This is a genomic window from Enterovibrio nigricans DSM 22720, assembly GCF_900167155.1.
GTDB classification, from domain to species: Bacteria; Pseudomonadota; Gammaproteobacteria; order Enterobacterales; family Vibrionaceae; genus Enterovibrio; species Enterovibrio nigricans.
Genome location: NZ_FUXU01000040.1, coordinates 1 through 17,525, shown reverse-complemented (window position 1 = coordinate 17,525; position 17,525 = coordinate 1). Strand labels below are relative to the sequence as shown.

Annotated in this window: 13 protein-coding genes; 3 read left to right on the top strand and 10 right to left on the bottom strand. The window is 48.0% G+C overall.

What is annotated here, in order from left to right; translation table 11 throughout:
- From B5D35_RS14110 to sbcD, 5 genes are all read right to left on the bottom strand, one after another.
- Complete coding sequence (locus tag B5D35_RS14110; protein ID WP_078753199.1) at positions 1-948, bottom strand: PstS family phosphate ABC transporter substrate-binding protein; 948 nt, start codon at positions 946-948, stop codon at positions 1-3.
- Entirely contained in the window at positions 942-2,237 is a 1,296-nt protein-coding gene (phoR, locus tag B5D35_RS14105; protein WP_078753198.1) for a phosphate regulon sensor histidine kinase PhoR, read from the bottom strand. The genes B5D35_RS14110 and phoR overlap by 7 nt, the downstream gene beginning before the upstream one ends.
- A gap of 62 nt (positions 2,238-2,299) precedes the next feature.
- The gene (gene phoB, locus B5D35_RS14100; RefSeq protein WP_078753197.1) at positions 2,300-2,989 is read right to left on the bottom strand and encodes a phosphate regulon transcriptional regulator PhoB; all 690 of its coding nucleotides are present in this window, start codon (positions 2,987-2,989) and stop codon (positions 2,300-2,302) included.
- 309 nt (positions 2,990-3,298) lie between these two features.
- On the bottom strand, positions 3,299-6,979 hold the full coding sequence (locus B5D35_RS14095; RefSeq protein ID WP_078753196.1) for an SbcC/MukB-like Walker B domain-containing protein: 3,681 nt from the start codon (positions 6,977-6,979) through the stop codon (positions 3,299-3,301).
- Positions 6,976-8,211: an exonuclease subunit SbcD gene (gene sbcD / locus B5D35_RS14090; protein WP_078753195.1), complete on the bottom strand. Its 1,236-nt coding sequence runs from the start codon at positions 8,209-8,211 to the stop codon at positions 6,976-6,978. The genes B5D35_RS14095 and sbcD overlap by 4 nt, the downstream gene beginning before the upstream one ends.
- 122 nt (positions 8,212-8,333) lie before the next feature.
- On the opposite strand from sbcD, the gene rdgC reads away from it, so the two are divergent.
- Positions 8,334-9,245, top strand: coding sequence for a recombination-associated protein RdgC (gene rdgC / locus B5D35_RS14085; RefSeq protein WP_170915184.1), 912 nt, complete (start codon positions 8,334-8,336; stop codon positions 9,243-9,245).
- 53 nt (positions 9,246-9,298) lie between these two features.
- On the opposite strand, the gene B5D35_RS14080 is transcribed toward rdgC, so the two are convergent.
- Positions 9,299-10,570 carry a peptidoglycan DD-metalloendopeptidase family protein gene (locus B5D35_RS14080; protein ID WP_078753193.1) on the bottom strand — a complete coding sequence of 424 codons (1,272 nt, stop codon included), beginning with the start codon at positions 10,568-10,570 and terminating at the stop codon, positions 9,299-9,301.
- 256 nt (positions 10,571-10,826) lie between these two features.
- On the opposite strand from B5D35_RS14080, the gene trhP reads away from it, so the two are divergent.
- Positions 10,827-12,224: a prephenate-dependent tRNA uridine(34) hydroxylase TrhP gene (gene trhP, locus B5D35_RS14075; RefSeq protein ID WP_078753217.1), complete on the top strand. Its 1,398-nt coding sequence runs from the start codon at positions 10,827-10,829 to the stop codon at positions 12,222-12,224.
- Between the two features lie 3 nt (positions 12,225-12,227).
- Entirely contained in the window at positions 12,228-12,482 is a 255-nt protein-coding gene (locus B5D35_RS14070; protein WP_078753192.1) for a YfhL family 4Fe-4S dicluster ferredoxin, read from the top strand.
- 27 nt (positions 12,483-12,509) lie between these two features.
- On the opposite strand, the gene mepA is transcribed toward B5D35_RS14070, so the two are convergent.
- The 4 genes from mepA to B5D35_RS14050 all read right to left on the bottom strand — a co-directional run bounded on the left by mepA (position 12,510) and on the right by B5D35_RS14050 (position 17,253).
- Positions 12,510-13,352 (bottom strand): penicillin-insensitive murein endopeptidase, encoded by an 843-nt coding sequence (gene mepA, locus B5D35_RS14065; protein WP_078753191.1) that lies wholly within the window; start codon positions 13,350-13,352, stop codon positions 12,510-12,512.
- 141 nt (positions 13,353-13,493) lie between these two features.
- Positions 13,494-15,440: a TonB-dependent receptor domain-containing protein gene (locus tag B5D35_RS14060; protein ID WP_078753190.1), complete on the bottom strand. Its 1,947-nt coding sequence runs from the start codon at positions 15,438-15,440 to the stop codon at positions 13,494-13,496.
- Positions 15,441-15,569: 129 nt separating this feature from the next.
- Positions 15,570-16,274, bottom strand: coding sequence for a response regulator transcription factor (locus tag B5D35_RS14055; RefSeq protein ID WP_078753189.1), 705 nt, complete (start codon positions 16,272-16,274; stop codon positions 15,570-15,572).
- A 139-nt stretch (positions 16,275-16,413) separates the two neighbouring features.
- Complete coding sequence (locus tag B5D35_RS14050) at positions 16,414-17,253, bottom strand: sugar phosphate isomerase/epimerase family protein (RefSeq protein WP_078753188.1); 840 nt, start codon at positions 17,251-17,253, stop codon at positions 16,414-16,416.
- Between the last annotated feature and the right edge of the window lie 272 nt (positions 17,254-17,525).

Below are 17,525 nucleotides of genomic sequence, written 5' to 3'. Positions count from 1 at the left end.
TTATAAACCCACGGCACGTAACTGCGCTTCAATCGCACTCGCAGGTAAAGGTACAAAGCCTTCAGCACTCACCAAAGCCTGTCCCTGACGAGACAATATCAGTTTAATAAACTCGGCTTCCATTGGCGCAAGTGGTTTGTTTGGTACCTTGTTTACATAAACATAGAGATAACGTGATAACGGGTAAACACCTGAGATAACACTGTCTACAGTCGCGTGAACATACTCACCATCCACCTCCAGAGGCAGCATGCGCGCACCTGCTGTACGATACCCTACACCAGCATACCCAATCGCATTTAGCGAAGAGCTGATCGATTGAACCACCGACGCGGAGCCAGGTTGTTCATTCACGTCAGGGCGGAAATCACCATCGCATAATGCTTCATCTTTAAAGAAACCATAGGTCCCAGACACTGAGTTACGGCCAAACAATTGCACATTGCGCTTCATCCAACTCCCCTCCAGCCCCAACTGGCCCCATTTTTCCAATCGCTCGTTAGCACCGCATCGCAGCGTTTCAGAAAACAGCGCATCAACTTGCGTTAAACTGAGGCCCTTAATGGGGTTGTCTTGATGGACAAAAATCGCCATGGCATCGATAGCCACTTTGATGGCGGTGGGCGGGTAGCCGTACTTACGCTCGAACATTTCAATTTCGCGCGCACGCATTTTACGGCTCATGGTGCCAAACTGAGTGGTCGCTTCAATGAGCGCAGGAACCGCGGTCGACGAGCCCGAGGTCTGAATTTGAACATTTACGCTCGGATAAAGCTTTTTAAACAGCACGCCCCACTGGGTCACGAGGTTTGCCAAGGTATCAGAGCCGACCGATGAGAGGTTACCTGAGATGTTATCAACGCGGTGATAAAGAGGAAGATGGTCCTCGGCGTTAACCGAAGACCCAAGCGTCAGAAAAACGACAAGTGTAAGCACCCGCTTTAACATGCCAATCGCTCCGGAAGCGTAAAGGAGAACACACTCCCTTTCCCCACCTTGCTTTTAACTTCAAGCTCAGATTCATGATGGTTCAACGCATGCTTCACAATCGCTAAACCTAGGCCACTGCCGCCTGTTTCACGAGAGCGTGCTTTGTCAACGCGGTAAAATCGCTCAGTCAGTCTGTCGATATGCTGCGGCGCGATCCCTTCTCCACTGTCAATCACTTCCAGTCTTGGTCCTTTCGCTGTGCGGAACCAGCGGACCTGAATTTTTGCACTTGGTGGCGTATGCTTCACCGCGTTATACACCAAGTTTGAAATCGCACTACGGAGTTGATCTTCATCGCCAAGCACACGAAGAGAATGATCAATTTCGAAATCGAATTCATGGGCATGATCGCCACTCAGTGTTTGTGCCTCTTTCTCCAGAACATCCAGCATCGCAGGAACATCAACCTTCTGATCAAGGGCTATTTTCACGCTAGCTTCAATCTTGGATAACGTAAGCAACTGCTCAACCAAACCTTCCATGCGCGTCAGTTGTTCCGTCATCACTCCGTGGGCTCTATCCCACATTGGCCCCACCAGCATATCGGGGTCTTCCGCCATTTCGAGATAACCACGAAGAACCGTCATCGGTGTACGCAACTCATGCGAGACGTTCGCAAAAAAGTTACGACGCATACCTTCTAGCTGTTTCAATTGCGTAATGTCACGCACCACCATCAGGTACTCGCCTTCTGCGTACGGCATGGTACGAAATTCGAGGGTTTGCGCGGTATGAAGCGTTGAACGCATTTCAAACGCTTCACCCAACTCGGCACGACTTAAATATTCAATGAATTCTGGCGTACGAATGAGGTTACCAATGTATTGGCCAGCATCATCCGGCATGCGGAAGCCCAACAGCTCTTGTGCCAGTTTGTTACACCAAACAATAGAGCCATCATGCTCGAATACAACCACGGCATCAGGTAACGATTCAGCACCGTTTCGAAAGCGACGAATCAAATTTGCCAATTCTTTACGACGGCGTCGATTACGCTTTTGCAGGCGGTAGATACCGTTAAACAGGGGCGTCCAGCTACCAGAGCCCGAAGGTGGCGTCAGGCTACGCTCTTTCCACAACCAATCAGACAGTTTTAGCTGATGGTAAAAGTTCCAAAGCAAAACGAGTACAGTGGCAAGTAGCAGTAACCAAGGCAATCCACCAAAGAACCAACCTATGATAAACCAAGGCAAATAAAAAAAAGCCAGCTCTAAAGCCAGCTTCTTCCATGTGAGTCTTTCGACCATCTATGTCTCCATCATGCCATCCGGTGGCCATAGGATGGCAACATGAACAGGAATTCGTCTAATTACGAGCGCGTGGAGAAGCGATAGCCCGCTCCGCGAACAGTTTGAACCAGTTTGTCGTGTCCGTCCGCTTCCAGTGCTTTTCTCAAACGACGAATATGCACGTCAACCGTTCGATCTTCAACATAAACGTTGGTTCCCCAAACGTTATTCAGAAGTTGCTCACGGCTATATACACGCTCTTGGTGGGTCATGAAGAAGTGCAACATCTTAAACTCGGTCGGTCCCATATCGAGCGGCTTTTCATTGGCTGTCACTCGGTGTGAAACTGGGTCTAACTTCAAGCCCTGCACATCAATCACATCATCCAATGATGTCGGAGATACACGGCGCATAACCGCTTTTAATCGTGCCATCAGCTCTTTCGGCGAAAAAGGCTTAGTGATGTAGTCATCTGCACCCACTTCCAATCCGCGAACTTTGTCTTCTTCTTCACCACGCGCCGTCAGCATAACTACTGGGATCTGACGGGTTAATTCGTCGCGCTTTAAGTGTTTGATTAAATTGATCCCAGATCCACCTGGTAGCATCCAGTCCATCAGGATCAATTCAGGGTAAGGCTCGCAGATCATTTCCAGTGCGCTGTCATAGTCTTCTGCTTCTACGGCCTGATAGCCTTTTTGTTCCAGTACAAAGCACAGCATTTCGCGAATAGGTGCTTCGTCTTCAACAACTAGAATCCGTCTTACCATTTTTCAATACCCAGTTAACTTATTATTTCTAGGGCGTCATTATGTGATTCAATTATGACAGTTTTGTGACCTTTCGCGAGGTTTGCGAATTCATATAGCCATACATGTCTTCTAATCCAGACAGTTAGAAATCAATATTTAACAGGGGTGTTTCCCTCTTTTACAAAACTGATTTTTATCCACCATCAACGCCTACATGCGTCTTTGCGGCAAACTATCTGTTGTTAAAATCGACACAAAATCACGCCCACGATTGCAATCGATGCCTGCTGCTAAATGCTCACCTCTGACCACTTAACTTTTTAAAAATCATGCCTGATCAACGCGATACACTCGCTCCAACTCACTGATCCCAAGCCCTGTTTTTTTCGACACTTTCAGTTGAGTTGGGATCCGCTCTTTCATCGCTTCAATATGACTGATCACACCAATCATCTTTCCTGACGCATTCAGGTTATCAAGTGCATCCAGTGCCACATCCAGCGTTTCGCTGTCCAACGTACCGAACCCTTCATCAAGGAAGAGTGAATCAATGCTGGTTTTGTGGCTGACAAGATCAGACAAAGCCAGTGCCAACGCCAAACTGACGAGGAAGCTTTCACCACCCGATAAGGTTTTGGTATCACGCTCAATGTCGCCTTGCCACGTATCTAATACGCTGAGCTCAAGCCCTTCACCCTGTTTACGGTTCAACTGATACCGACCGTGAATACGATCAAGCTGCTTATTCGCCAAGTACACCAAATTATCCAGCGTCAGACCCTGTGCGAATTTCCTAAACTTATCGCCTTTTTGCGAACCAATGAGAGAGTGCAAGTAGTGTATGTCGTCATACGCTGTACGCAGTCGTTCTATTTCCGCAAACAATGCCTGCTGATTTTCACGACGCTGCTTGTCAGACGCAAGTTCGTTACTTATCTCGCCGCTGCGTTTGACCAACTGATGAAGCTGTTCTGAATGCACTTCAGCATCAGATTCCACCGTTTCCATAGCAACTGTCTGCCACTCAGTGGCATGTTCGTGAGCAAGCACATCTTGTACATGTTGCATGGCTTTTAGAAGTAACACTTTCGCGCCTTCTAACGCGTTTTCCAAACCACGTTTTTCTGCCAGCATTTGCTGCTTTTCATCTTCTGGCAACAAAGCAGACTGGAACGCTTCAAGCGCATCAAACGGTGAAGCAGAAAGGCTTTCTTCCCACTGCACCGACTTGGTGTTGAACTCAGCAGTCAGATTCTCCAGGGTTTGAGTCTGACTGGTCACTTCCGCCTGAATGGCCCGTAAGTCACCCTGACATTGTTGAGCCTGTGATTGCGCGGCCTTGTAAGCATTTTCTGTCTGTTCAGTCTGTTCTGTGAAGCGACGTTTTTCTTCATCAATCAGCTTATTGCCAAAGATTTCCGCACGCTTGGCTTTCGCCGATTCTAGCGTTGATAACAGAGCATTGATGTCAGATTGCAAGGCATGCTGCTGCTCAGCCAACGCATTTAGGTCTTTCACGCAATTGGCGAGTTCAACCTCCAGAAGTGCCACCTCTTTGGCTAAGATGTCTTTTCGACGGTTGTTTTGATCCCATGCCTCAGCATCTTGACTTCTCGCTTCCAGCCAAGCAGTTAGGGCGCTGTCTTCCGGTGGCGTATAGCCACTTTCCAAGATTTGTTGGCTCAGCACACTTTGCAGCGTTTCGAGGTAATCTTGCTTCTTTCCTTTATCCGCGGTGAGTTTCTGCACTTCACGCTGTTTATTCTCGACAGAGAGTGACAGCAAGGACAATGCCTGATCGGTCGATGCCAATAGACGGGCGGCGTCATCCCACTGCTGTTTGGTCTGTTGCAGTGTTTTCTCTTGGGTCTTCAATGACGCAAGCGTTTGGGTTAGCGCATCGCGTGCTCGTAACTGTTCATCGTTAAAGGCTGCGAAAGCGTCTTGCTGATCAATGGTTACGCTCAGGTTGATTGAAGACGCCGTGTTGACCCAGTTATCTCTCAACGCAACTTGTTGTTGCTGATTGCGCGCCAAATGCTTTTCCAGTTCATTGATATAACGCTTGCACACTTCGAGCTTCATACCGGTTTCTTTACCGATGTTTTCCAGCTCTTTCAATTCCATCTCTGCCGCTGCTTTTTGCTGCAAGGTGTCAGAGACGTCAAGCACAGCCCCCAATAAGGCGGGATGCTCGGTTGCGCCGCAAAGCGGGCAGGCTTCGTGTGGCTGCAATGCTGCGCGGTATTGCGCCAAGTGCTCTTCCTGACAGACAAGCTTAGAAAGCGCATCAATCAATTGTTTTTTATCTTTGTATTGCTGGCGAAGTGCCGTGACATCTTGCTCGAATGCCTTAGATAGCAAGGTTTGTTCCGCCAATACATGGCGTTTCTCTGCGCAGTCTTTGTCAATTTCAAGCCACTGCTGCAGCCATTGACTCAATTGCATATGGACCGAAAGCTGTGTGTTTAACAGCTCGCGCTGCTTATCCAGCGTCTCGACATCGCCATTCTCTGTGGCTTTGGAAAACGCTTGTTGTTGCACTTCCCATGCCTGTTTGGCGTTTTCGCTTTGCGTGTAAGCCGCTTGTTTTTCTTTATCAGCAGAAACCGCTCTTTCACTGTCAGCGTGAAGTGAGGCAGTCAGCTCGCCTTCTTGTTTTTGCATACCCGCAATCGCATTTTGCTCTTGCGAGAGCTGCTGCCCCATCTGCGCCCACTGACCAAGGTACTGCTTAAGCTGGCCAGCAGATTGATGTTTAGACAAGTAGGTCGTGACGGTTTCAAGCTCGCCATTTTTTGCGTCGAGTTGCTCGGCAATCTTGCTTTGAGACACTGTCAGTTCACCCTGCTTGTTGGTAAGTCCTGAGTTTTGCAGACTCAGCTCTTGATGGCGTTGCGATTGGTGTTTGATGTCAGTATCCAGCGGCAAGACGTGCTCGCTGACAAGTGTTTCCAGCTCACGCTGTTGTGCTTTTACAAGCGTCAGTGTGTCAGAGGCTTTCAACAAGGCTTGGTCTGCTTGAGCACTTTTTTCTGTTGTCGATTGCAACACATTTTGCTTTGCCGACAATGCCACACTCGCAGACTCTGCGCTATTCATCGCCGTTTGCCAACGCTCGTAAGGCATACGCAGTTTTTCAGCAGGTTCACTTTGTTCCAACTTATCCAAACGTGGATTAGCATCTTTCCATTTGGTCTCTGCGTCAGATTGCTGCGCTTCAGCTTGTGTTTTCTCTTGGTGACTTTTTTGATGCTCTTTCCACCACGCAAGGTGCGCGGCAAGTTCAGCTTGTTTTTCTCGCTTACTCTTAAGCGAGGCGTCGACGTCGGTCTGTGCACTTTCAAGCTCAGACAACGCTTCAGCACTGAGAAGTTGTACGCCTTTGGCTTCGGCTTCTTTTTGGCTCAACGCGAGCTTTGCCGCCGAAAAACGTTCATGCACTTTTTCTGAGATACGACCGTAAATCTCTGTGCCCGTCAGCTCTTCCAAAAGCTCTGCACGTTCATTTTCTTTGGCATTCAAGAACGCAGCAAACTCTCCTTGGGAGAGCATCATGGACTTGGTGAAACGCGAGAAATCGAGGCCTGTGATACGCTCAACCAGTTCGTTTTTTTGTTTCACCTGCGTGGCAAGCACCTTGTCGGTTTTCGCATCAACCAACTCGACATCGGCTTGCTGCAAGTTACCGTCCGCTTTACCTCGCGAACGTCGCATGCTCCAAAAGGCGCGGTAAGGATGGCCTTTTACTTCAAATTCCACTTCCGCAGAACATTCTGCGGTGCCGCGCGTCATGATCTCATTACTGGACGTTGAGATAAGGCCCAAACGTGGGGTCTGGTGATACAATGCAAGACAGACAGCATCAAGCAGCGTGGTTTTCCCCGCCCCCGTTGCGCCTGTAATTGCAAACAGGCCATTATCGGAAAACGGTGCATGCGTGAAGTCAATCTTCCACTCGCCTTTTAGCGAGTTCAGGTTTTTAAAGCGAAGGCTTAAGATTTTCATTCGCTCGCCTCCACATGCTCAACATCTTCAACGATTTGTGAAAACTGGGTTTGAATGCGCTCACGACGCGCAAGTTCCGCTTCCCCCTCAAACACTTCCAATGCAAGGCGCTTTTGAAAGACATCATTGGGGGTGAGTTCAGACAGCGTTTCTTTGGCTTCTTGGCTCAACGCCTGAGCTTTTGGCCCACGGGAACGCTGGAGCTGTAACACCTCCACATTGAGCCCTTCGGTCATCACTTGGATACATTGTTGCAAATCAGAGAGATAGTCTTGCACGGAGACTTCAATATGTAGCCAAACAGCATTTGGATCATCATGATCTTTATACTGTGAAAGCTGCACATCTATCTCTTCGAGAGACCCTTTTAGAACACCCATAGGCTGAAAGCTTGGAATACTGATCGGCTCGATGCGAACACGCTGCTCACCATCAAACTCCACCAGCACCACTTGCTTGTTGAACTTCAACTCATCAAAGCTCAGCGGAATAGGTGAGCCGCTGTAACGAATATGTTCAGACTTGGCGACAATCTGTGGTCTGTGAATGTGTCCAAGGGCAATGTAATCAGCAGGCGGGAAGGCCTCTGCCGCAAAACCATCCAGCGTGCCAATGTAGATATCACGAACGGATTTAGACGGGCTCACGCCGAGTGCCGTCAAATGCCCTGTCGCAATAATCGGCACTTGCCAGCTGTTTTCCTGACGCAGTTCAACCGCCGCCTGATACAACTGGTGATAATGCGCCTTGATGGCATCACCCAATGCCTGACGTTTCTCTGTTCCGGACTCACCCGCCTGACTGGTCAATACATCACGAGGACGAACAAACGGCACGGCACACACAATCGCACCGACTTCACCATTGCGGTTATTCAGCACAAGAAGTTGGTCTTCGATATCGTCACTGGTATTGGCCACCACATAGGTGTGCAAGCAGGCCAGCAAAGATTTAGATTCTTTTAGCGTCGAGACCGAGTCGTGGTTACCGCCTAGTACCACCAACGAACAATTCCGCTGGCTGATTGAAACCACAAATTGGTTGTACAATTCGCGAGCATAGCTTGGCGGTGCGCCGGTATCGAAAATATCTCCGGCAACAATGACGGCATCAATTTGGTTGCTGTCTATTTCATTAAGCAACCAATCCAGAAATGCTTGGTGCTCTTTTTTTCGACTCTTGGTAAAAAAGTTCTGCCCTAAATGCCAGTCTGATGTGTGAAGTATTTTCATTGATGCTTGTGCGCTCGTTCTTGTGCTGAGTCCCAAATTGTACCCCAATTGCGGCGACATTCGGCGCTGAATGCAATACCATGTGGCCTTTGTCATTACCTGATGGATAACGCCTCGCCATGATTTGGTTCAAGAATATTTTCACCTACCGCCTAACCCGAGACATCGACCTCGATCCTGAACTTTTGGAAAAGCAGCTGTCTGAGTTTCGCTTCACACCGTGTGGCAGTCAGGACATGCAAAAATTCGGCTGGACCACGGCATTAGGCAAGCATGGCGACATGATGACGCATGTCAGCGATGGCAACATTCTGATTTGTGCTCGCAAAGAAGAAAAAATGCTACCAGCCTCAGTGATCAAAGATTCACTGGCAGCAAAAGTGGACGCCATGGAGCGTGAGCAAGGTCGTCCACTGAAGAAAAAAGAGAAAGACAGCATCAAGGACGACATCGTGATCGATTTGCTGCCTCGCGCCTTCTCTCGTATGTCACAAACTTACGCACTGATTATGCCAAAATCTGGCTTGGTGATTGTTGACGCTGGCAGCGTAAAAAAAGCGGAAGATGTGCTGGCATTGCTACGCAAATCTCTGGGTAGCCTACCTGTGGTTCCCGTTGAAACCAACAAACCCGTAGAGCTGGCAATGACCGAGTGGGTTCGCTCTGGTCATGCACCGAAAGGCGTTACGATTGGCGACGAAGCCGAGCTAAAAGCCATTCTGGAGCAAGGTGGCGTGATCCGTTGTAAGCAACAGGACCTTTCAAGCGATGAGATTCTTGCTCACATTGAAGCAGAAAAGCTGGTCACCAAGTTGGCATTGAACTGGCAAGATCGTATCGAGTTTATGCTTTGTGATGATATGTCAGTCAAGCGCATCAAATTCTCTGAAGAGCTGCGCGATCAAAATGCCGATATTGACCGCGAAGACATGGCGCAGCGTCTGGATGCAGATCTGTCTCTGATGTGCGGTGAACTCGGCGCGTTTCTGCCAAACCTTTACGAAGAGCTAGGCGGCATCGACAAAGGCGAATAATCGCGAGATTGGTGATAAAAAAACGGGGCTTGACGCCCCGTTTCTGTTTCCTGCTACTTAAATTGTGCAGCCAACATTTCTTTGTCATAGGCTGCAACTGCTTTACGAAAACCCGTCATTTCGCCACGCGGCACCGATGTCGCCATCGGAATTTTCGCTGTCATCGGGTTAACTGCACGACCTCGAATCAAGAGTTCGTAATGAATATGCGGACCTGTCACGCGTCCACTCTGACCAGACAGCGCAATTTGCTGCCCACGAGACACACGTTGCCCTTTTTTCACCAAGATCTTGCTGTTATGAAGATAACGAGTCCGATATTGGTTTCCGTGGTCAATCACGACGTATTTACCCGCATACGGGTGATTACGCACCATAACGACCACGCCATCGCCCGTTGACAAAACAGGGGTACCCGTTCTTACCGCAAAGTCAGTCCCATTGTGCGGCGAGACACGTCCGGTGACAGGGTGCTTGCGATGCGGATTAAAGCGTGAACTAATTCGCTCTTTATGCGCAGTCGGGTAGCGTTGGAACGCTCGCTGTAAGCTGTCACCGTTTTTATCGTAATAGTTACCATCAGTGTGCAAATACGCCGTGATCGCACCACCTCTACGCTCAATGCGAATAGCCTGAATGTCTCGCTGACCACTGGCCTTCCCATCCACAAACTGCTCGGCCCTTATGACCTCAAACTTATCACCCGCACGTAAGTCGCGTGAGAAATTCATTTTGTCCTTTAGCAAATTGGTGATGACATCAATATCGTTATAACTCAGCCCTGCCTGACGCGCAGAAACAGAGAAGCTCCCTTCAATATCCCCAACCGTTACCGACTGAACCCAGTTCCCAGGAATGTCGATTTCATGAAACTCAAACGTGTCGTCGTCTAAACGTGAGTACTGCACTTTAGATGCAATATTGAATTCAAGCTCAAATTTTAGCAGTTTTTTTCCACTCTTATCGACCCAAAAACGCAAAACGTCATTCGGTTGCAGAGTATCAATACGAAGGTGGTTAAGGTCGGTTTCCATCAGCTTCAATAAGTCGCCATAAGGAATACCCAGTTTCATAAAGATTTGGCTGAGGCTGTCACCGGACTGAATGGTGTATTCATAGTCAGGAAGGTCAACAACGTCTTCCACCTTCACGTCAGACGTGAACGTAGAAGGTAGTAATGAACCCGCAATATTGAGGGGGACAACACGTATTGGATCGGAATGCATCACGTTAATCGAAACTGCAACCGTCACTAACGACAATCCCATCAGGCCAAGAACCGATTTCGACAGCTTGCTCATCGTCTTGGTTTTCTTTTCATACATCTATTTCTTGCTCAATGCTGCGTGAGTTTTAAAAAGTTTGCCTAACATACAGGCGAATTTTGGAGCTCTAATCATCATTTTGTCAAATTATGCACGAATTACTCATAATTTCACCGACAGAATGAAGACAACAATTTCTTTGAATGGTTTCCTGAATGGAACTGGCTATGTTAACAAGATCACAGTAAAATCGCCCGCATATCCGCCTCATTTTTGGATGCGGCCTGACTTACACTCAGAAATAGAAGCAATGATTATGTTTGTACCAGAACTTCTGTCTCCTGCAGGCAGCTTAAAAAACATGCGCTATGCATTTGCATACGGCGCAGATGCAGTATACGCCGGTCAACCACGTTACAGCCTTCGCGTACGTAACAATGAATTCAACCACGAGAACCTTCAAATCGGTATCGATGAAGCCCACGCGTTGGGTAAAAAGTTCTACGTGGTATGTAATATTCAGCCTCACAACTCTAAGCTGAAAACCTTCATCCGTGACCTAAAGCCTGTTGTTGATATGGGGCCGGACGCGCTGATCATGTCTGACCCAGGCCTGATCATGATGGTGCGTGAAGCATTCCCCGACATGGTGATTCATCTGTCTGTTCAAGCGAATGCCGTTAACTGGGCTACCGTGAAGTTCTGGCAAACCCAGGGCATTGAGCGCGTGATTTTGTCACGTGAACTGTCTTTGGAAGAAATCGAAGAAGTTCGCAAAGAAGTACCTGAAATGGAGATCGAGATCTTCGTTCACGGCGCACTCTGCATGGCTTACTCTGGCCGCTGCCTACTGTCTGGTTACATCAATAAGCGTGACCCGAACCAAGGCACTTGTACCAACGCATGCCGTTGGGAATACAAAACAGAGAAGGCAACAGAAGACGAAACAGGCCAAATTGTCGAGATTCAACCTGCAGCTTCTGTTCAAATCCAAGACGCGGAAGAACGCCCTGACAACACATTGGGACTTGGCAAGCCTACTGACGAAGTGGTACTGCTGAGTGAAACCCACCGCCCAGAAGAAAAAATGGCGGCGTTTGAAGACGAGCACGGCACTTACATCATGAACTCTAAAGACCTACGTGCTATCCAACACGTTGATCGTCTGACGAAGATGGGTGTCCACTCTCTGAAAATTGAAGGCCGTACTAAGTCGTTCTACTACTGTGCACGTACCGCTCAGGTTTATCGCAAAGCAATCGATGATGCCGTTGCAGGCAAACCGTTCGATGAGACTCTGATGAGCACGCTGGAAAGCCTGGCGCACCGTGGTTATACCGAAGGCTTCCTACGTCGCCACAACCACAGCGAATACCAAAACTACGAGTACGGCTATTCTGTGTCTGACAGCCAACAATTTGTGGGCGAATTTACGGGTAAACGTCGTGGTGATCTGGCTGAAGTAGAAGTGAAGAATAAATTTGTAGTAGGTGATTCACTGGAAGTGATGACGCCGAAAGGCAATGTGATCTTCACGCTGGAGACCATGGAAAACCGTAAGAGCGAAGTGATTGACGATGCCAAAGGCAACGGTCACTTTGTTTTCATCCCGGTTCCTGATGATATGGATCTCGCGTTTGGTCTGCTGATGCGCAACCTGACTGACGGTGCGAACACGCGTAACCCTAACGCGCCTAAAGCAGTGAGTGCGTAATCAATGGCATTATTGATCACCGAGAAGTGCATTAACTGTGACATGTGTGATCCTGAATGTCCGAATGAAGCTATCACATTCGGTGCAGAGATCTACGAGATTGACCCAGACAAATGCACGGAATGCGTAGGTCACTATGAAAAGCCAACATGTCAGTCTGTCTGTCCAATTACAAACTGCATCATCATTGACCCTGAGCACAAGGAAACCAATGATGAATTGCTGGAAAAGTTTGTGAGAATACAAGGACTCGCATAAAAGAGAAAAGCGCCGAAAGGCGCTTTTTTATTGGGTTAACACTATGGTGCACTGCGCCGGTTTTATCTTCGCTTTCTTCTTTTTTGTCTCAGATGCCGTCTTCTTGTTACTGTCTTCAGGTTTAGGTCGCCAACTAATTAGCTCAGCCCCACAGCCATCACCCTGTGGTGGTGCTTTCTGATTCACGCAAGATGCGCTGCCTTCCGGGCAACTTAGTCTGACATGCATGTGGTAGTGATGCCCCCACCACGGGCGCACCTTCCGAAGCCAGCTTCTGTCCTCCCACTCCTTCGAGCACAAGGTTTCTTTAATCACAGGATGAACAAAAATTCGCGCCACTTCCGGTTCGGATGCTGCTACCTGGAAAAGAATGGCATGGTCCTCAAGCCAGTTGTCACGGCGGAGCTTGTAATTCTTCAAATCAACCATACTGATTGCTGTCTGGTTTTCGGCCTCTTTTTGGGTCAAGGTGTCTGGTGCAAAACTCAACCAAATGTCAGCATCCAACCCCGTTTGGTGACTGGCATGCCCGCTGGAGAAATTACCGCCACGGGGCATCGCAATGTCGGCGATCAACAAATCATCCAAGCCAAATGCCTTGGTTTGGGCACCGAGCTTGGTCAGGTACGCAATCATGTTTGGGTGACCATAGTAACGATTTCGCGACGGACGAATCACCTGATACCCCTCACCGTTTAGTGGCAACGCTTCACCACCACTTAGACAGCCGTTGGCATAGCTACCAATAGACTGTTCGTGGCCTGCGTAAGGTTGCTCTACCGCTTCCCAAGGTGTCGCTTGGGCTATCGTCATGTATGCCCCGAGCAGAAACATACAAACAAAGAGAATCATCAGAAGGTCTTTTTTCATGTAGGCCTCTGCACTATTACCGTCGAATATATCTTAGCTGGCATAGTGGCGAAGACCGTGAGCAAGTCTGGATTGTCACAAAGAGAAATGAGGAACTTCAAACAAGATCAAAAAGAGAGACTTTCGCCTCTCTCAGTTACATTAAAATGCGTAAGCCACGTTCAATCGAATATCGCGGCCCGGTTCCATTGTACCGACTGCAATCGTACTTTGGGAGCCATCATCATTGCGGTAGATGCCATAGCTGGCGTGGTCACGGTATGCCTTGTCGAACAGATTTTTCACCGCCACTGACACGGTCAGATCTTCGTTAGCTAATGGTGTCCATTCACTGTAAAGATCATGTACAGCATAACCGGCTTTCTCGTCGTAGCCGTCAGCCACTTCTGTCAGGCGTTCCACATAGCGACCTACATAACCCACCACAATACTGTCTGTGATTTGGTAGTTCACATCGGCAACCCATGTATCACCAATCGCCGTACCAATGCCTTTGGTATCATCATTCAGCGGCTGTCCATCCAACTCGGGGCGAGACTGGTTATAGCTAATGCCCGCAGAGATTGAGTCCCAGTAGTAGGCAGCACGCGCAGTAAAGCCTTTGGATTCAAGATCACCCACATTGGTGAGTTGCTTGTTCTCTTCATCAACAATATCGTTAATTTTGGTCATAAACGCCGTCGCTGACAGGTGTAAACTACCCGATACCCAGTTCACGCCTACTTCTGTGTTTTCAGCGGTTTCTTCTTTGCGCGTCTCTGCGCTTTTGGTGCTATCGAGTTTGAAAATTTCACGCACTTGCGCTCCGCGCAACGCCTGCGCGTAGCCCGCATAAACATTTAAATTTGATGTCACCGCATAGTTCACACTGACGTTAGGGCTAAAACCATCATGGTCAAATTTATTCCCGCCTGACTCATCAAGCTTATAAGAATCAAAGCGCCCCCCCGCACTAAGGAGAAGTGCATCAGAGAGATAGAAATCACCTTGAACATACACGCCAAAGACTTCACCTTCGTCTTTATCAGAACCATAGGTAGGGCTTGTCAGATAGCCTTCGTCGTCACGATACTCCACACCATAAATCAACGCGTGCTTGCCCAGAGTTGTCGTATTACGAAGATCTGCACCAAACGATTTGGCTTCACCCTGATAATCTCCCCATGGCCCGTCGATGTGCTTAAGGGATGTTTCTGTGTTGTAAGCCGTCAATGCGAGGTTCAGCCACGCAATGTCCTCTGGATTCAGTGCATATTTGGCAGTAAGTGTATGACGGTCCATTTCCTGATTGATTGGACTGTTCTTTTTACTTTCTGCCCATTGTGGGCGATGGTAGCGATAAGCTTCATCTTCACGAGAGTCGTAGCTTACAGAAAGCGATTGTGCCTCGGTGATATTACCAACAACCTTAACGTAGCCCACTTTGTTTTCTGCCCCGGTGTGGTCTCGCTTAATCCCCTCACCGTCTTCGTAATCATCTAGATCGCTGTATGACAAAGTGGCAATGGCACTGACATTATCAGTCAACATACCGTAACCATTGACGGTTGTTTTATACCCTTCAGTGTTGCTGTAGTAGCCAGCTTTCACTGCACCACCAAAGCGCTCACCCGGCATCAACATGTCTTCGGCATCTTTGGTTTCAAAGCGAATTGCACCGCCCAACGCGCCCGCGCCGTCAGTTGCGCGTCCTGCACCAGCAATAACCTCTACCTGCTGCAAAATATCAGGCTCGATTGAAAGGCTGCCTTGATGGTGGTAGATGTTTCCCGACTGAACAGCACCATCAATAGATACGTTCAGTAGTGTATTTTCCAGACCTCGAACATAGATTTTATGCGTGACGCCGGATCCGCCACCCACAGTCACTTCCGGATCGGTGCGAAAAATATCGTTTAAATCGTTGGCCTGACGCTCTTCGAGTTGAGAAGCATCAATGGTTACGTCGGTTGTGGTAAGCGGATTACCCGTGACAACCACGGTTTCGTGGGCATCCGTATGATCATCAGCGATGGCTGATTGACTGATAAACGCGGCGCAAACTGCGAGGGTGAGCGGTGAGGCTTTAAAACTACATCCTTGATACATCTTGCTTTCTTTCCATGACTGTAATGATAATGATTTGCATTATTATCCATTACCATGAGAGGGTGTAAACGTAATTTACAATTGTTACAAGTGATGTAAGGCTGTGAAATTATTGACAGAGTCTATTTTTCAGGAGAAACAATAGCCTTTGCCATGCGCTGTTTGAAGCCGTACTGCGGCCATACCCGCCTCCACTAACTTCTTTCGTATCCGACTTAGGTGCATATCCAAACTTCTGTCGTACTTATGAAACTCACGTGACAGCACGGTTTGAGATAAGTAGTCCTTACTCAATATTTGATGCTGTTGAATTGCCAACGTCCAAAGCAGCTTAAACTGAATGGGGGTCACCGAAATAAACTGGCCATCATAGGTGACCTCTTGGCGTTTCTTGTCCAAAGAAAGAAGATCAATCACCAACAGTGAGTTAGCCTCTAGTGTCGGGAGCTGTTGAGCGCGTCGTATTACGGCCATGACTCTACACACCACTTCATTGAGCGGCTGCTGTCTAGTAATATAGTCATCCGCGCCGTGTAAGAAGCAATTAATACAATCGTGGTGGCAGTAGTGCTTGGCCAAGCAAATGATTGGAGAATGAGTTTGTTTACGGTAACGTTTGAGCATCGCATGCCCAGTCATCTCTGGAACAGATGACGAGAGCATCAGTAAATCAAAGGATGTCGTTACGTTCAAATCAAACGCCTCAGACGTAGACTTGCACCATTTCGCCACAAAGCCTTTTTCAAGAAGCTTTGATATCAACCTTTTACCGTAGTCGTCATTGGGTTCAACGACTAAAAGCGTTCCCATGACTTGGGTTATGTTTGTATCCATCATCTATTCTGTAGCAATAAGATCTTTCAACTTTAAATGATATTGATTATCAATATCAAGACTGAGATTTAAACTGCCGCCTTGATATCTCATGACCGACCTCACAAAATAAACGCCTGATTTTTTGGGCTTTCACTATCTAGCTCAGAGTGGAGTCTGCAAACATACACTTTTCAAACGCCTCCAATTCTGTCTTATCTTTCAATAAGGTCTGTTTTACATCATGGCCAAACCACTCTAACGAGGCAGAGACGTTTTTGTATTTCATTAATTCCGGTACAAATTTGTGATAATCCACTTCTCCATGAAATAAGGGCACCATGCCAAAACGGCTTCCTGCCGGCGAATACACATTATTCGGGGCAAAAATGCCAAGTAATTCACGAGAAAGCACATTTTTCAGATGGTAGTGCCCAACATGTTCAGCAACCTCGGCATGGAAAGAAACGGGATCCTCTCCTGCCTCCCAAACATGCAAGGTGTCAAAGTTGAGTTTCAGTGCCGGATGATTCACTTCTTCGAGCAACTGCAGTATGGATTGTGGTGTGTCTGCCAGTGTGCCAGGGTGTGTTTCTACCAACACACTTAATCCCTGCTGTTGAGCAAAATCACAGATACATCGAAGACGGAATGTCATCTTGGCGCGTTCATCTGAACAGACACTTGCACTGCCTTGATGCCCCGCAAAGGTGCGTACTTTTGTGGTTTCCCAATGTTTCGCCAATCGACAGATATGCTGACACTTCTGCTTGGCATCATGCTCATCACCCACAATAGGGAGATAATCACTCAGCATTGAAATGGATAGCCCCATATCTCTTAGCCAGTTGGCGTCATATTGAGGCTGATGCTCTAACCCCATTGCATGGGCACCCCAAAGCTCTATTCCCTGAAAAGTATGGCTTCTAGCCCACTCAGCCAGGTTTTCCATAGAGATAAGCTGGTGTCTGAAGGAGATGGTGCAAATAGATAACTGCATATCACACCGCCTCTGCTAACACGGGCATGTCTGTGCGACCTGAAGTCGTATGAAGCGCTGTTCACCGCGATAAGAGTGAACCATCTGTATCACCAGATGACCCTAGGATCCTGAATAAAGCAGCGGATCCGACAATGTAACGAAGTCCAGTAAATCATGGGACGGGAATGGAATCGTGAGAGGACGTTCCTCCTGATAACCACAAATCGGGTAAGTGCTAGGGTGTCGGTATGATGAACGTAAGTGAATCCATGTAAGGTGCGTTATACGAG

Coding starts and splice junctions, on each gene's coding strand:
- B5D35_RS14080 (WP_078753193.1), bottom strand. CDS start 10,570: ATGTATGAAAAGAAAACCAAGACGATGAGCAAGCTGTCGAAATCGGTT.
- phoR (WP_078753198.1), bottom strand. CDS start 2,237: ATGGTCGAAAGACTCACATGGAAGAAGCTGGCTTTAGAGCTGGCTTTT.
- phoB (WP_078753197.1), bottom strand. CDS start 2,989: ATGGTAAGACGGATTCTAGTTGTTGAAGACGAAGCACCTATTCGCGAA.
- trhP (WP_078753217.1), top strand. CDS start 10,827: ATGTTTGTACCAGAACTTCTGTCTCCTGCAGGCAGCTTAAAAAACATG.
- B5D35_RS14055 (WP_078753189.1), bottom strand. CDS start 16,274: ATGGATACAAACATAACCCAAGTCATGGGAACGCTTTTAGTCGTTGAA.
- B5D35_RS14050 (WP_078753188.1), bottom strand. CDS start 17,253: ATGCAGTTATCTATTTGCACCATCTCCTTCAGACACCAGCTTATCTCT.
- B5D35_RS14095 (WP_078753196.1), bottom strand. CDS start 6,979: ATGAAAATCTTAAGCCTTCGCTTTAAAAACCTGAACTCGCTAAAAGGC.
- mepA (WP_078753191.1), bottom strand. CDS start 13,352: ATGAAAAAAGACCTTCTGATGATTCTCTTTGTTTGTATGTTTCTGCTC.
- B5D35_RS14070 (WP_078753192.1), top strand. CDS start 12,228: ATGGCATTATTGATCACCGAGAAGTGCATTAACTGTGACATGTGTGAT.
- sbcD (WP_078753195.1), bottom strand. CDS start 8,211: ATGAAAATACTTCACACATCAGACTGGCATTTAGGGCAGAACTTTTTT.
- B5D35_RS14060 (WP_078753190.1), bottom strand. CDS start 15,440: ATGTATCAAGGATGTAGTTTTAAAGCCTCACCGCTCACCCTCGCAGTT.
- B5D35_RS14110 (WP_078753199.1), bottom strand. CDS start 948: ATGTTAAAGCGGGTGCTTACACTTGTCGTTTTTCTGACGCTTGGGTCT.